At 32.2% G+C, this 16,024-nt stretch carries 14 protein-coding genes; 7 read left to right on the forward strand and 7 right to left on the reverse strand.

Going from position 1 to position 16,024, the window contains the following annotated elements; genetic code table 11:
* Window positions 1-16: 16 nt before the first annotated feature.
* Both JH146_RS01965 and JH146_RS01970 read right to left on the reverse strand, forming a co-directional pair.
* Entirely contained in the window at window positions 17-841 is an 825-nt protein-coding gene (locus JH146_RS01965) for a hypothetical protein (protein ID WP_048201429.1), read from the reverse strand.
* A complete protein-coding gene (locus JH146_RS01970; RefSeq protein ID WP_048201430.1) occupies window positions 834-1,385 on the reverse strand; it encodes a hypothetical protein in 552 nt (183 codons plus the stop codon). Before JH146_RS01970 ends, JH146_RS01965 begins: the two co-directional genes overlap by 8 nt.
* A 157-nt stretch (window positions 1,386-1,542) precedes the next feature.
* On the opposite strand from JH146_RS01970, the gene JH146_RS01975 reads away from it, so the two are divergent.
* The 7 genes from JH146_RS01975 to JH146_RS02005 all read left to right on the forward strand — a co-directional run bounded on the left by JH146_RS01975 (window position 1,543) and on the right by JH146_RS02005 (window position 11,784).
* Entirely contained in the window at window positions 1,543-2,895 is a 1,353-nt protein-coding gene (locus tag JH146_RS01975) for an ABC transporter substrate-binding protein (RefSeq protein ID WP_048201431.1), read from the forward strand.
* Window positions 2,896-2,954: 59 nt separating this feature from the next.
* Window positions 2,955-6,389, forward strand: a complete 3,435-nt coding sequence (locus tag JH146_RS01980) for a CARDB domain-containing protein (RefSeq protein WP_048201432.1) — start codon at window positions 2,955-2,957, stop codon at window positions 6,387-6,389.
* A 204-nt stretch (window positions 6,390-6,593) separates the two neighbouring features.
* Entirely contained in the window at window positions 6,594-7,916 is a 1,323-nt protein-coding gene (locus JH146_RS01985) for an ABC transporter substrate-binding protein (RefSeq protein ID WP_048201433.1), read from the forward strand.
* 174 nt (window positions 7,917-8,090) lie between these two features.
* Window positions 8,091-9,134, forward strand: coding sequence for a FecCD family ABC transporter permease (locus JH146_RS01990; protein WP_048201434.1), 1,044 nt, complete (start codon window positions 8,091-8,093; stop codon window positions 9,132-9,134).
* Window positions 9,135-10,142, forward strand: coding sequence for a FecCD family ABC transporter permease (locus JH146_RS01995; protein WP_048201435.1), 1,008 nt, complete (start codon window positions 9,135-9,137; stop codon window positions 10,140-10,142).
* A gap of 27 nt (window positions 10,143-10,169) precedes the next feature.
* Entirely contained in the window at window positions 10,170-11,030 is an 861-nt protein-coding gene (locus tag JH146_RS02000; RefSeq protein ID WP_048201436.1) for a radical SAM protein, read from the forward strand.
* Window position 11,031: 1 nt separating this feature from the next.
* Window positions 11,032-11,784 carry a sugar phosphate isomerase/epimerase family protein gene (locus JH146_RS02005; protein ID WP_048201437.1) on the forward strand — a complete coding sequence of 251 codons (753 nt, stop codon included), beginning with the start codon at window positions 11,032-11,034 and terminating at the stop codon, window positions 11,782-11,784.
* A gap of 62 nt (window positions 11,785-11,846) precedes the next feature.
* On the opposite strand, the gene carB (JH146_RS02010) is transcribed toward JH146_RS02005, so the two are convergent.
* From carB (JH146_RS02010) to carB (JH146_RS02030), 5 genes are read right to left on the reverse strand one after another with little or no spacing between them, the layout of a single operon-like run.
* Window positions 11,847-13,703 carry a carbamoyl-phosphate synthase large subunit gene (carB, locus tag JH146_RS02010; RefSeq protein ID WP_048201438.1) on the reverse strand — a complete coding sequence of 619 codons (1,857 nt, stop codon included), beginning with the start codon at window positions 13,701-13,703 and terminating at the stop codon, window positions 11,847-11,849.
* Window positions 13,704-13,712: 9 nt separating this feature from the next.
* Complete coding sequence (locus JH146_RS02015; protein WP_048201439.1) at window positions 13,713-14,066, reverse strand: HepT-like ribonuclease domain-containing protein; 354 nt, start codon at window positions 14,064-14,066, stop codon at window positions 13,713-13,715.
* Complete coding sequence (locus tag JH146_RS02020; protein ID WP_048201440.1) at window positions 14,059-14,361, reverse strand: nucleotidyltransferase family protein; 303 nt, start codon at window positions 14,359-14,361, stop codon at window positions 14,059-14,061. The genes JH146_RS02015 and JH146_RS02020 overlap by 8 nt, the downstream gene beginning before the upstream one ends.
* 11 nt (window positions 14,362-14,372) lie before the next feature.
* On the reverse strand, window positions 14,373-14,534 hold the full coding sequence (locus JH146_RS02025) for a hypothetical protein (protein WP_048201441.1): 162 nt from the start codon (window positions 14,532-14,534) through the stop codon (window positions 14,373-14,375).
* A gap of 10 nt (window positions 14,535-14,544) precedes the next feature.
* The gene (gene carB, locus JH146_RS02030) at window positions 14,545-15,993 is read right to left on the reverse strand and encodes a carbamoyl-phosphate synthase large subunit (RefSeq protein WP_048201442.1); all 1,449 of its coding nucleotides are present in this window, start codon (window positions 15,991-15,993) and stop codon (window positions 14,545-14,547) included.
* Window positions 15,994-16,024 lie beyond the last annotated feature (31 nt).

The following is a 16,024-nucleotide window of genomic DNA, read 5'->3' on the forward strand; positions in this document are numbered from 1 at the left end:
AACAATATTTTTTGTTTTATATTATTTTGAATCTCGACATAATGAGGCCAAAAAGAACTCCTGCCAGTATTCCAGAGAGCAAATTAAATCCTAAAAATTTAAAACTGCTCTTTTTTTCTATAACCACATTAACTACTGGCTGATATTCTGTTATGTTAATTTCTTTAATAACAACTTCTGGTTCCTTTACATTGGGAGTTACGTAGATTCTGTTTACTATTGTTGATGACGAAGATGTTTCAATATCTCCTACGTCCTCTTTTAGCTTCATTGTTGTGTTTGTTGCATTAATGCCTTTTATTACCACTTTTGCCCCAAAGAACTTTGTATTTGGGTATTTTTTGTACGTTTTTGTGTAGTAATCAAAATACTCATTAACGCCATCATATTTGTATCCCAATGCTGAACTAACAGACCCTGACAAATTTAGTTGTGTTTCTCCCTCCTTAACTGGGATAAACATTATTTCTCCAATACAAAAGTCCTCCTCAATAGGATTATCAAAAGAAATTTCCAACCTAAATGTTCCATCTTTAAATTCATAGGATTTTAGTTTCTCTTTTTTACAAATGTCACTCCAATTGAACCCGTATGGTTTTAAGTGGTCAGAGTAATTTATAATAATGCCAACTCCACGACACCCACCATCTTCTATTTTTAGATAATCTTCATCTTTGATATCACCAATTTTTGGGATATTTTCTACCGTTATGTTAAATTTAATAATCTCTCCATTCGAAACAACTTCCTCGGGAATTAATTTAACATAAACATCTTCTGCATAAGAAATATCTAAAAAAATAAAAATGAGGATTAAAAGAACCAAAAAATACCTATTCATTATCTATCACCTTTTTTATAATGTAAGCTACTAATCCAACTAAAAGAACTGCAAATATAACTATTATTGGATTAAATGAAAATGATTCATTTTTCTCTACTTTTTGGATGGAATCGGATGTTATTTTAAGTTTTACTGTTTTTTGAGGGATTTTAATGGCATTTCCTTCACTATCTGAAGCCTTTGCCTTTATTGTTATTGTGGCGTTTCCACATTCTAAGGCTTTTATTTTGAATTCTCCAACTTTAAAGTCATTATTTTTTGGATTTGTCAAAAAAACATACTGTATCGCTGCACTTCTGTTTTTATTTATTGTTAAGTTGTAATCTGCTCCAACATCATATGCAATTACATCTTCTACTCTAAGATTATCTGAGAGATATATATTGCATTCTAAACCTCCACAATTTGAAACATTATTTACATAAACTTCTACAACAAACAAATCTCCTTTTTTAACTTCATAAGGGGCATTTACTGAAATATCCATCGCCATATATGTTGGGAGCATAAGAAGAATTAATAATGCACCAAACTTCTTCATATTATCACCAAATTAAAGGTTACTTTATTAATAGTAAAAATCACCGTAAAATATATATACCTATTGCCACTACCATCTTTGTTAAAGATTTTTTTAATAAAATTAACTATTTATTTATAATAATAACTATCTAATATAAATATTAAATGGTGGTATGATGCCGAAAAATATTAATATAACTGGGTATATATTACTTACCGTTTTCTTACTATTGATGCCTGTGTATGCAGAAGGTGATTACAACTATAGGTTGGGTGATGTCAACAAAGATGGCTCCATTGACATTGCGGATGTGGTTTATCTCTTCAAACATAGAGACCTCGATATAGAAGATGGCGATTTAAACGCAGATAACAGCATAGATATTGCTGATGTCGTTTATCTCTTTGTTAATTATCAAAAAATGAGAGAACCTATCCACTACGCCCAAAATATAAAGATAACATATTATGATGAATACGGAAACGAAGTAAATCCATACAATGGTGAAAAATACGCTTACAAAATAGTTGAAGATGCCACTGGGCAGAGATTTTTATTAAAAAATGAAAGTCAACCAATTCCTTCCTGGGCTGAAGGAAAATACGACAAAGTAATTAATATTCCATTAAAAAACGTTGTTGTAATGAGTTCTACCCACATAGCTTTAATGGAACCATTAAACGACGATGGTTCAGTGATTGGTTCAGTGAAGGGAATAATGTGGGGAGGAAAATATACTTGGTACTTTGATGATATCAAGAAAGGCCTCAGTGATGGTTCAATAATCGATGTTGGTTCATCATACAGTCCAAACTATGAGTTAATTACCAACATCTCACCACAAGTCGTATTCGTCTACCCAGGATACAGTGGAGATGCAATAATTGAGAAATGCAAGGAATTGAACTTGACATATTTTGCTGATGCGGAATACTTAGAAGATTCCTACCTTGCAAGATGTGAATGGGTAAAAATGTTTGCAGCATTTTACAACAAGGAGGACATTGCAAGTAAATACTTCACAAGAATAGAAAAGAGAGCATTGAATGTCAAAAGATTAACAAGAAACTGTGATAGGCCATTGGTGGCATGGGGTAAAAACTACCCGACATGGGGAGGAACGTGGGTTCCAAGAGCACAGTCATACGTTGCTAAAGGAATAGTAGATGACTGCAAAGGAGATTACATATTCAAAGACATTCCAGGAACTGGCAGCGAGTGTATAAGTTATGAGACCTTTGCAGAAAGGGCAAAGGATGCAGATGTTTGGGTAGTTCCATCAAGCACAGCATGGTTATCAAACTTCAAAGAAGACCATCCAGGATATGAGAACTTTAAAGCAGTGCAAAATGGTAGATTGTTCTGTTTAAGTGATGATTACTGGCAACTTGGATTAATGAATACTGATGAGGTATTGATGGATTTAGCAACAATATTACATCCAGATGTATTCAAAGGAAGAACTACACACTACTTCTTAAAATATAATCCAAATGACAATACAGCAATGCCATACACAGCAGAATAATAGATTATCAAAATTTTTCAATTTCTTTTCTTAAAAAAAATTTTTTAAGGTGACGGTAAATGAAATGGAAAACGGCAATATTATCGATTTTGATGATATCGCTTATAGGGGTTTATGGTGAAAATGTAACAGTAGAGTTAGTTCCATCTGATTTAATCGTAAATTTAGGGCAGAGTTTTGATTTAACTTTAGAGGTAAAAAATGTTCCAAATGAAACAATATCTGATGGCTATGAGACCTATTCGGGATACTGTGGTGGATTTGAAACATACATATATTTCAATTCAAATGCACTAAATTTAACTAATATTAATTTCAGCGATATAGCAACTGGAGCAAGTATAGCTTATTCCGTAAGTAATGGAAGGATATGGATTAGTATGTATTGGAGCAATAGCTATCCATATGGAAACTTCACAATAGCTACTTTGAGATTTAAGACATTAAACCAGTCAGATAACACAACAATCACCTTAAGTGGAACAAAAGTATCAAACTCTGATGGAACATACAAATGGGAAGTAAGCAATAACAACTTAATTGTAAAAAACTCAAATGTAAAAATAATTGCAGAACCTATTGCTGATTTATTAACTCCTAAAATTATAAATGCAGAACTTGGAGATAATGTAACAATTTCAGTAGTTGTTGCCCCAAAAGAAAATAAAACTGTAAAAGTAATCGAAGGTACATTATCATTTGATAAAAATGTCTTAACTCCAATTAACGTATCATCAAGTGTAGGAAATGTTTTTTTCAATAGTTCAAGCAACTTCTTCAAAATAGACGACTTAAACCAATCAACAAACTTCACAATTAATATAACTTACAATGTGATAAACGTTGGAAATACCACAGTAAAATTGGACAATGTCTATATGGAAGATATTAACGGAAGTTACGTTAAGGACATTTCATCAAATGCAACCACAATAGTAATCCCAGGACCTGATTTAGTAGCAGAGATAGTTCCAGTGTCACTCAAAGCATATACAAATAACACAATATTAATATTGGTAAAGAATGTTGGGGAAAGAAATGCAACAGGTAACTTCTCAGTTAAGTTGTTGGTAGATACAAATGAGATAGGAACTTCTACAATTAATGGATTGAATCTTGGAGAAACTAAGGAGATAAACTTCACATTCATGCCTACAGAAGAGAGGAATTACACATTTTGTGTTTTAGTTGATTATAACAATGATATAAAAGAAATTGATGAAAACAACAACAAATATGTTGATGAATTATATGCTACAGAAAAGCCAATAAGTGTAAATATAATACCATCAACAAACTTAACAAAAACTGAAGAAACCTTTGAAGTGAACATCACATTAAACAACATAACATCTGACAGACCTGCAAAGGCAATAGAAGGGGTTTTAACATACAACGCTAACGTATTAGAATGTGTAAACTTCACATTCTTGATAAATGCATCTGAAGAAAATGGAACATTATTAAAAGATGTAACATATGAAAATGGTAAAGTAACATTCAAATTAATGGATGGAATTATTAATAATTCAGTTGTTATTGCAACTGCTAAATTCAAGGCATTAGATGTTGGAAACTCAGATATTGAATTGTCAGATTTAGTTGTGTCTGATATAAATGGATACAAATTCAACAAAGTATCAACAAACAAAGTAAATGTTGTTGTACAAGGGCCAAACATCAAAATAACTAACATTAGCGTACCAAACCCATCAATATACAGAATTCCAACTACAATAAACATTACAATAACAAATAATGGACACCAAGATGCAAAATCATTTGATGTTGTATTGTATGCTGATGCAGATGAAATTGGAAAAGTAACTGTTGATGGGTTAAATATTAGCCAAAGTAAGACAATAACATTCAATTGGATACCAGATGACATAAAGACATTTACAATAGTTGCAGTAGTTGACCCATCCAACGCAGTTAAAGAGGAAAATGAAAGTGATAACAAACTTGTTAAGAAAATAGATGTTATTGAAATCCCAGTTTGGGTTAATGTATATAACACAACACCAATTGTCAATGGAACATTTAACGCCACAATAGAAGTTAGTGGTATAAATGAGAGATTATGTAGTGGATATGATGGAAAATTGATATTCAAAAACTTAGAAATTGAAAACATAGAACTTATTGGAATAAACAACTACACAATAAATAACAGTGAGTTAATATTCAGCGGATACAACTTCACAAAGTCCGGAAGTTTCAAAATAGCAAACATAACATTTAGAATAATTGATGAGAACAAGAGTTACTCAGCAATATTAAAGTGTGTAGTGTTATCAGACAAAGATGGATACAAGTTTGAAAAGGTATTCATCAACAACACAATATTGGATGAGAGCTTACAAAAAGTCTTTGAATGTATGTGCATTGAAGCAGATGTGCTTGATAAAGTGGACATTGATAATGTGAAATTAGAATCTGCTGGAGACATTAACATAACAATATTGCCTATTAAAATTGGAGATGCAGTGGATGAAATAACAATTCCAAAAGTTAGTAGAAATATATCAATAAACATTACAGACGATGTCTTATTAACAATAAACCTAATATCCAATGAGGCAGAAACCTTAAAAGAAATCACAAAAGTTGTTGATGATGAAAAAGAGTTGAATGAAACGTTGGACAAAATAATAGAAGATATTAAGCCAGTATTGTGCGTTGGATTTAACATAACAAACAAAACCAAAGAAGAACCAAAGAAACTTGGCAATAAACTAATCTCAACAATAAAATTCAAGGCAGAGAACATCTCCAACAAAGGATTCGCAATCATTAGAATTCCAGTTGGTGAATTAAAAGTTGAGAACATTGTTGTAAATAATGGAACAGACAACATAACCCTAAAAGAAAATGATGTAAATAGCAAAGTAGGATGGTACAAATATGTTGGCAATGGAATTATAGAGATTACATTAATCAAAGACCCATTGGTAATGGTAACATTGGCAAAAGAATTGCCAGCAACTACATCATCAACAACTACAACAACCTACTATAGCGGCGGCGGAAGCTCACACCACACAATAATGTCAGAAACCTACTCAGATGTTGCACAAGACATCAAATCAGAGAAAATAAAAGAAATTGTCCATAAAGCTAAAATAATAATAGGTTCAGAAATAGACAACAACTTATCAGCAAAATGCCTTAAAAACACTACAGAGTTAATAAATCAACCATTAACAATAACAGAAGATTGCATCTTAGTTGGAGGTCCAGTAGCTAATCCATTAGTTAAGAAGTATATGTGGACATTCCCAGTTAAGATAACTAACGATTATCCAGGTAAGAATAGGGGAGTTATTCAGAAACAAATCATCAATGGACATTTAGTAATCCTCTTAGCAGGTTCAGATAGATGGGGAACAAAGGCGGCAGTAGAATACTTCAAGCAATTAGATGATATTCCAGATGAACCAATATTTGTAGAGTGGAGAGATGGGAAAGCAGTGAAGATTGAAAAACCTTAATTAATAATCTAATATCAAAATTTTTACATTTTATTTTTTTGTCTTTGTAATCACAAAAATTTAAATTTTATTACTACTTTTGATAATATTAAAAAAATTAAATCATAAATTATATATACTCATTTTAATAAATTATTACTATAATGTTACTAATATAACAAAATTATTAAAAAGGCAAAAAATCTCAATATCGGGGTGGGTAGCATGGTTAAAAAAATACTCTCAGCTATGTTGATGATTTTATTAACGCCAATAGCATTTGGAGAAAATATTGGAGATGTGAATGGAGATGGGTCAATAGACATTGCGGATGTGGTTTATCTCTTTAAGCATAGAGATGTTGGATTGGATAAGGGGGATTTAAACTGTGACAATTCAGTTGACATTGCAGATGTTGTATATTTGTTCAATAACTATCAAAAATGGAGAGAACCTGTAGTATTTGCTAAGAACTTTGAAATAGAATACTATGATGCAAATGGAAATCCGGTAAGTTACGATGACAATTGGGCATACAAGATTGTAACAACAAAATACGGAAATGAAGTTTATAACAAATACTGCATTGTAAGAGAGGGTGAAAATCCACCAAGCAATTTGCCTTCTGATGTAAAAGTCATTTACGCTCCTGTAAAAAAAGTTGGTACATTAAGTGCATTCCAAGTAGCAATGCTTGAAGCATTAGACAATGATAGTGTAAGGGCATCCATAAGGGGAGTATCAAAATACACATACACCAAAATAAAGGATTATGGTGTATTTTCCAACTTAAAACCTTATGTTGATAATGGAAACATTGTCCCAATTGGTAAATGGGGTGCTATAGACAAAGAGGTTTTATTAAACATAAGTCCAGATATTGTGTTCCTCACATGGACACATGGTTATTTAGCTACGGATATAGCCACAGTAAGTGATTTGGGTATGAATTATCTTGTAACTGTTGAGTCAAATGAACCTGACTTCCTTGCAAAGGCAGAATGGGCAAAAGTATATGCCGCATTTTATAACTTAGATAGTAAAGGAAATGATTTCTTACAGAAAGTTTGGAAAAAGAAAAATGAACTTATAAGGAAAACAAGAAACGCTGCCTACAGACCAAAAGTAGCTATGCTTTACTGGTCACCATATTCTGGTCCTTGGGTATATTGTGCCCAAAACTACTATGCAAAATGGATTTTGGATGTTAAAGGAGATTACTGCTTCCTTGATATTCCAGGGACATCTTATGTGAATCTTGACAAAGAAACAACCTTAGAACACATCAATGGATGTGAAGTATTCATCTACATGAACTGGAACTCGTTAAATGAGCCAATGGACACACTTGATGAATTAAAAGAGGCAAGACCTGACTTAGCACCAGTTTTAGACAATGCAAAGAGAGTATATACAACAAAATTCAGTTACTCATATGATGGAAATGTAAATATGGACTTGTTAATGGAAGATTTCGCAAGAATGATACATCCAGAATGCTTTGATGATGGGGATAGTAACTTACACTACTTCAAGAAATTGAAATAACTTAATTCTCTATACTTAATTTTCTATTTTCTTTAATATTTTCTCATTTTTAATATTACACTATTTTACCGAGAATTTAAATTTATAAATTTAGAATATCTTTATATTTTTTCAAAATGATTATAATAGAACAGAACATCATAAATTTAAGTAATGCAAATAGGGTGATGCATTTTGAAAATTAGAGCAGGTTTACTTCTATTGTTTCTTCTATCTGTATTATTTTCTTTATCAATATTGAGTATAACAAATGGAACTATTAAAATAGAGCCAAAAAAATTTTATAACTACCTGTCAGAGGGAACTACTGGAAATCCTACGTATGATAAGATAATTGAAAAGTGCAGAATGCCAAGGACAGTTGGAGCAATATTTGCAGGAATGGGATTGGCTGTTGCAGGTTTGTTAATGCAAAGTTTGTTTAGAAATCCTCTTGCAGACCCTTATCTAATAGGAGTGTCAAGTGGTGCATCCCTTGGAGTGGCACTTTATGTTTTTACATCTTTGCTCTTGAAGTTTGGTATTCCTCATTCCATATGGGGATTCATCATATCCGCCTATTTGGGCTCATTGTTGTCCATGTTTGTTGTCTTATCCCTCGCAAAGAAGGTTAAACAGATTACCACACTTTTAATTGTTGGTCTTATGATAGGCTATATCTCATCTGGATTAATTACAATCGTTATTGCATTTAGTGATTTTGTTGGTGTTGACAATAGTGTTTTAACAAGTTTTATGATGTGGGGATATGGTTCTTTGAGTTCATTAACAATGGAACGGTCATTAATAATGAGTGTTTTGGTAGTTATATGCTGCTCTATAACATACCTTTTATCAAAATTCCTTGATGCTTACTTACTTGGAGAAAATTATGCAAAAAGTATTGGAGTTGATATTAAAAAATTAAGAATTTTGATTATTTTAATATCCTGTATGATTACAGCAACTATTGTAGCATTTGCTGGACCGATAGGATTTATTGGATTGGTATGCCCAATAATTGCAAGATTATTGTGTGGAACGTCAAAACATATCTATGTGATCCCAAATGCTATGCTAATTGGAGCAATTTTCTTAATAATAGCAGATATTCTTGTGAGACCGGGCATTATAATCCCAACAACAAACTCAGAATTAACTTTAATATGTCCCTTGGCAATAATAGGGGCTCCAATTGCCATAATAATATACATAAAAAGAAAAGAGATGGGGATATAAATGAGAAAGATTCTTGTTATTTTGCTGTTGGTAGTATTAACTTCTTCACTTTTTATCTATGGAATTTTTAAAGGAGGAAATGCAAAATCGATAAGTATGGAGGATGTCAAAAATTGTTTGTTGTATGGAAGTACTGGAGATAAATTTAAAGATATGTTGATATGGAAGATTAGGATTCCACCACTAATAACTGCCCTAATTGTTGGAGCGGTTTTGTCTGTTTCAGGGTTAAAACTCCAAACATTATTCAGAAACCTTTTAGCATCTCCCTACACAACAGGAATATCAAGTGGAGTCGTTCTTGGGGTAGCGATTACTATATTCCTTGGATTTTCGTTTTCAAGTTTTTTGAGGATATCTAATTATGTTGTGGGTGGTTGGATAGGGGCTGCTTTAGCATTGATTGTTTTGTTATATCTTGCTTCAAAAATAAGGGACGTTAGTGGTGTATTAGTTTGCACATTATTATTTGCATATTTCTATTATGGGATTGAGAGTTATCTCATAAATCTTGCAGACAATGTCCAAATCCAGGAATTTTGGATGTATCTGCAAGGCAGTTTTTCAGGCACAGGATGGGGAGACATAAAATTAATGGCAGTTTGTTCAATAATTTTTCTGATTTCATCCTATTTGCTCTCAAAACACTTAAATGCCTTATTGTTCGGTGAAAATTATGCAAAAAGTTTCGGTTTAAATATAAAACAGGTTAGGATATTAATTTTATTACTTTCAGGTTTTATTATTGGAGCAATAATACCATTTGTGGGTTTGATTCCATTCGTTGGTATTGCCTCCCCCTATATTGCAAGGATTTTAATGAAAACATCAGACCATAGATGGACGATTCCTGCATCAATGCTAATTGGAATGCTTATTTCACTACTGTGTTATTTAGTATCAATAAAACTATTTGCTCCAAGAGTGGTTCCTGTAAAATCGATTTTAGATTTGTTAGGTGGAGCATTAGTGGTTTATTTAATATACAAGTCAGAAAAAATAACTTAAAAATCGGAGAAATGATTGAGTGAAAATATGAAATACCTAATCCTAAAAATAACAAATAGATGCAATTTAAATTGCCTTTATTGTTATGCATTTAATAAAAACAATAAAGATATGGATTTTGAAACTGCAAAGAATGCAATTAATTATATTTTGAAAACAGATGATAAATTAAAAATTCAATTTACTGGTGGAGAGCCACTTTTAAATTTTGATTTGATTGAAAGAATAATAGACTATTGCAATGAAAATTATGCCTATAAAAATATTTCCTATGCAATACAAACAAATGGAACTCTACTAAATGAAAAAATTGTCAAAAAGATTGCTGAATTAGATATAAAAATTGGCACTAGCATAGATGGTTTGAAGGTAAATGATACATTAAGGCCCTACAAAAACAAAAAACCTTCAACAATAGACACGTTAAGGAGCATCTATCTTTTAAAAGAGCACAATATCCCTTTTGGTGTGACAGTAGTTGTAACAAACAAAAATCTACCCCACATCAAAGAATTTGTTGAATATTTAATTGCCTTAGGAATTAAAAGCATAAGTTTTGATTTATTAAAGCCAAAGAGAAAAGAACACTTAAAATTAATGCCAAATGAGGATGAATTTAATAGAATTTTGGATGAGTTGAGGGATTATCCAATATATATTAAGAATATACGAAGGGAAGAAAAACTAAATAAAAAATACTGCTTTTTAAATAGTGGAGATTTACTTTTTGTCAATGAGTTTGGAAATATTTATCCCTGCCCAACATTGGAAGGATATTTTTATATGGGCAATATAAATAAAATTGATAAAGAAAACCTAAAATTATTTAAAGTTGATTGTAATTATTGTTTTGCAAGGAAATTTTTGATTGAAAATGTTGGGAGATAAAATGATGGGCATCTCAACAAGCATATTTGCAAACTCAGATACAAAGTTGGAAGATGCTTTATCAATTTTAGAGGATAAAACAAGATATGCTGAACTTATTTGTGATGGATACCTAAATGTTATGGAAAACACTGAGGTTCCACTTTCTTTTGATTTGAGATATACATTGCACTGCCCACTTTCAGATATAAATTTGTCATCCTTTAGGGAAAAGGTTAGAAAAACAAGCGTAGAGGTTGTTGAGGATATTTTAAAGGTTGCTGATGAAGTGGATGCTTCCTTAATAGTTCTTCATCCCGGTTATTGCATCTTTGAGGAAGATTATCCAAAGGCATTAAATGCCTTAAAAAAGTCCATAGTTGAGTTAAACGAACTTCAAAATGAATATTCCATAAAAATAACAATAGAGAATATGCCGTCCTATAGTATGTTTATGTTTAGGGAGCCAATTGATGAAATTATTGAAATTTTGGGAGATGTTGGAATAACCTTTGATATTGGACATTCTTTTTTAAATAACAACATTGATGCATTTTTAAATGATAAAATCGTTGATAAAATTTCCCACATCCACATCCATGACAACAATGGGGAGTTTGATGAGCATCTATGCATAGGGAAGGGAAAGATTAAGTTTGAGAAATATAAAAGGAAGTTAAAAGGAATAAATTGCATAAAAATGATTGAGATGCAGTATAAAAGCATTGATGACTTGGATTTGTGTATTGAAAGGGTTAAAAAATTGTTTGTATAAGAAAACTATAGTTATGAGGAGATTCCAGAAGAGGACTATAAGCTAATTATTGAAGCTAAAGCTTAAAACCTATTTTTTATACTTGCATCAAGCTCATCTAAGGAATAGACATTTAACTCTCCAGTTTTCACTGCCTCTATTGCTTTAACTGCCGCTTTAGCTCCTGGGATTGTAGTTATATATGGAATTCCTAAATCTACTGCTGCTCTTCTTATATAATACCCATCTGACTTTGCCTTTTTCCCTGAAGATGTGTTTATTATTAAATGTATCTTCCCTTCTCTCATTAACTTTAGGATGTTATCATTTGTACTTTCAGAGATTTTTTTAACAAGTATTGCTGGAATTCCATTTTCTCTCAACACTTTGGCAGTCCCTTCTGTTGCATATATTGTAAATCCAAGCTCATGTAATTTTTTAGCAACCTCTACAACTTGCTTTTTATCTCTATCCCTAACACTTATAAACACATTCCCAACAATTGGCAGTTCCATATTTGCAGAGAGCTGAGCTTTATAATATGCCCTACCAAAGTCCTTATCTATTCCAATAGCCTCTCCAGTAGATTTCATTTCAGGTCCTAAAACAGGGTCTACCCCAGGCAGTTTTTGGAATGGGAACACTGCTTCTTTAATTGATACATACTTTGGTTTAGCAATCCAAACTTTTTCAGCTACTTCATCAACATCATAATCTTTAATTAACTCCTCCAACTTTTTACCAAGCATAATCTTTGTAGCTAACTTAGCTAATGGAATTCCTACCGATTTACTGACATAAGGCACAGTCCTTGAAGCTCTTGGGTTAGCCTCTAAAACATAAACAACCCCATCCTTAACTGCATACTGCACATTTAAAAGCCCTACAATATTTAAAGCCCTTGCTAATTTTGCAGTGTAATCAATTACAGTATCAATTATCTCCTTAGGCAGTGTTTGAGGAGGAATTACTGTTGCTGAATCTCCACTATGCACACCTGCCTCTTCAATATGTTCCATTATAGCTCCAATTAAAACACTCTCTCCATCACAAACAGCATCGACATCCAACTCAACAGCATCCTCTAAGAATTTATCAATTAATACAGGATGTTCTTCTGAAACTCTAACAGCCTCTTCCATATATTCAATTAACTCATCCTCGCTATAGACAATCTGCATTGCCCTTCCTCCCAAAACATAGGAAGGTCTTACTAAAACTGGATAACCAATTCTTTTAGCTATCTCTAAAGCCTCTTCTTTTGTAAATGCAGTTCCTCCCTCTGCTTGTGGGATATTTAACTTCTTTAAAAGTTTTGAAAACTCTTCCCTATCTTCAGCAACGTTTATATTTTCTGGGGTAGTTCCTAAGATATTAACTCCTGCCTTTTTTAACTTCATAGCTAAGTTTATTGCTGTCTGCCCACCAAATTGAACTATAACTCCCAGAAGCTCTCCTCTCTCCTTTTCTCTTTCAGCTATATTTAAAACATCCTCAAATGTTATCGGCTCAAAGTATAATTTATCTGAAGTATCATAATCAGTTGAAACTGTCTCTGGGTTGTTGTTTATGATTATTGCCTCAATTCCCATTTCTTTTAAAGCTAAGACAGCATGAACACTTGAGTAGTCAAACTCTATACCTTGCCCAATCCTTATTGGCCCTGAACCAATAATAATGACTTTCTTTCTATCTGAGGGGTTACTTTCATCCTGCTCCTTATAAACAAATGTTTCATAGGCTGAGTAATAATAAGGAGTTTTTGCCTCAAACTCAGCAGCACATGTATCTACCATTTTATATAATGGGATTATGTTTAACTTCTTTCTCAATTCTCTAACTTCCATCTCATCCATTCCTAATAAATTAGCTATCTGTTTATCAGAGAATCCCATCTTTTTTGCTTTTAATAATATTTCCTTCAATTTTTCCATATCCATATAATCACCTTATTTCTCATTTTCAATATCTTTTAAAACTCTCTCAACTTCTTTCTTTATTTTATGGATATCTTCTTTTACTATCTTCCAAAGAAGGATGTAGTCAATCCCAAAATATTTATGAATTAAAATATTCCTCAACCCTACCATCTCTTTCCATGGAACATTTGGGTATTTTTCCCTAAAATCATTGTTTATGTATCTTGAAGCCTCTCCAATAATTTCTAAAGCTCTAATAACAGCATATCGTACCATTTTATTATTTATAAACTCATTATAGTCAATATCTTTGGTAAATTCAATAACATCATTAGCACTTTCTAAGATGTCATATAGGAATGCTTTAACATCCCTCTTAGACATAAATTAAATCCTCCTCAATAGATTTTTTTACATAAGGATTGTGGATTGATTTTTTTGTAATTAAATCAACTTTTAAGCCCAAAATCTTTTCTAAATATTCAATTAATTCCAAATACTCTGAAAATGAAGGATAGTTGTTTTCATCAAATTCAACCATAATGTCTATATCACTTTCTTCTGTCTGCTCCCCTCTTGCATAACTACCAAATAGGGCAATAGATTTAACCTTATATTTCTCTTTAAGGATTTTTTTATGCTTTCTTAGGATTTCTTTTATTTCAGAGAGAGTTTTCATAGTTTCACACTTTATTCTTCTTTAGCCCTCTTTAATGCTAAGAGCCCATTAATTATACATACAATCCCAACTAAAGTTACCAATATTCTTCCAGTTATTAAAGCAAATAATGTCAATGCTACAAGTATGAGATTCATTAGGATTATTACTCTTATTTTAGTTTCTTTTTTCATAAATTTCCCATTAAGCATTCAATTTCTTAATTTCTTCTTTCAAATTCTCAAGCTCTTTCTTCATATCTACAATATTTTTAATCTTCTTAATGAAGAACTCATCAATATTTGTTAATTCACATATTTTCTCAACACTCCATCCTTTTTCTAACGCCTTAGCTATAACAAAGATTCTTTCATCTGTTGGATTTTTCAATATCTCTTCTATCTCTTCATCACTGTAATCCTTATCTTTCCCATCTCCAATTAAACCAAACCTACCAATGTCCAAACTTCTAATCGCCTTTTGTAAAGCTTCTTCAAAACTTCTACCAATTGCCATAACCTCTCCAGTAGATTTCATACTTGTTCCTAATCTCTTATCAACTGTCTTGAACTTATCAAATGGCCATCTTGGGATTTTTACAACAACATAGTCCAAAGTTGGCTCAAAGCTTGCTGGCGTCTCTTTTGTAACATCATTTAATATCTCATCCAATGTTTTTCCTATTGCTATCTTAGCCGCTATCCTTGCTATTGGATAACCTGTAGCTTTACTTGCTAAAGCAGAACTTCTTGAAACTCTTGGATTTACCTCTATAACTCTATACTCAGTCATTTCTTTATTTACAGCAAATTGAATATTACATCCTCCTTCAATTCCTAAATGTCTTATAATCTTTATAGCCGCATTTCTTAGCTTTTGATAAAACTCATCTGGTAGAGTTTGTATTGGTGAGACAACAATACTCTCTCCAGTGTGTATTCCCATTGGGTCTATGTTTTCCATACCACAGACAATTATACATGTATCTTTTCTATCCCTCATAACCTCAAGCTCAAACTCCTTCCATCCTAAGACGCTCTCATCAATCAAAACTTGGTGGATTATAGAGTATTTTAAACCCTTTGAAGCAATATCTATTAACTCCTCTTTGTTGTGGGCAATTCCCCCTCCAGTTCCTCCTAAGGTAAATGCTGGTCTTACAATAACTGGATATCCAATCTCTTCAGCAAACTCAATAGCTTCATCAACAGAATTAACTGCCTTACACTTTGTAACTGGCTCATTAATTTCAGCCATTGCCTTAGCAAAAAGCTCTCTATCCTCTGCAATTTCAATTGTCTTTATATTTGAACCAAGAAGCTTTATTCCATATTTATCTAAAATCCCTCTTCTATGTAACTCTAAAGCTAAGTTAAGCCCTGTTTGCCCACCCATTGTAGGTAAAATAGCATCTGGTCTTTCTTTTTCAATAATCTTTTCAACTATCTTTGGATGCAACGGCTCTAAATAAACCTTATCTGCCATGTCTGTATCTGTTTGGATAGTTGCGGGGTTTGAATTCACTAAAATAGTATAAATTCCCTCTTCCTTCAAAGCTTTACACGCCTGAGAACCTGAAAAATCGAACTCTGCCGCTTGCCCAATAACTATCGGCCCAGAACCAAAAACCATTACTTTCTCAATAGACTCCATCAATATCCACCACAATAATATTTTACAATAT

Source organism: Methanocaldococcus bathoardescens (assembly GCF_000739065.1).
GTDB classification, from domain to species: domain Archaea; phylum AGJL01; class Methanococci; order Methanococcales; family Methanocaldococcaceae; genus Methanocaldococcus; species Methanocaldococcus bathoardescens.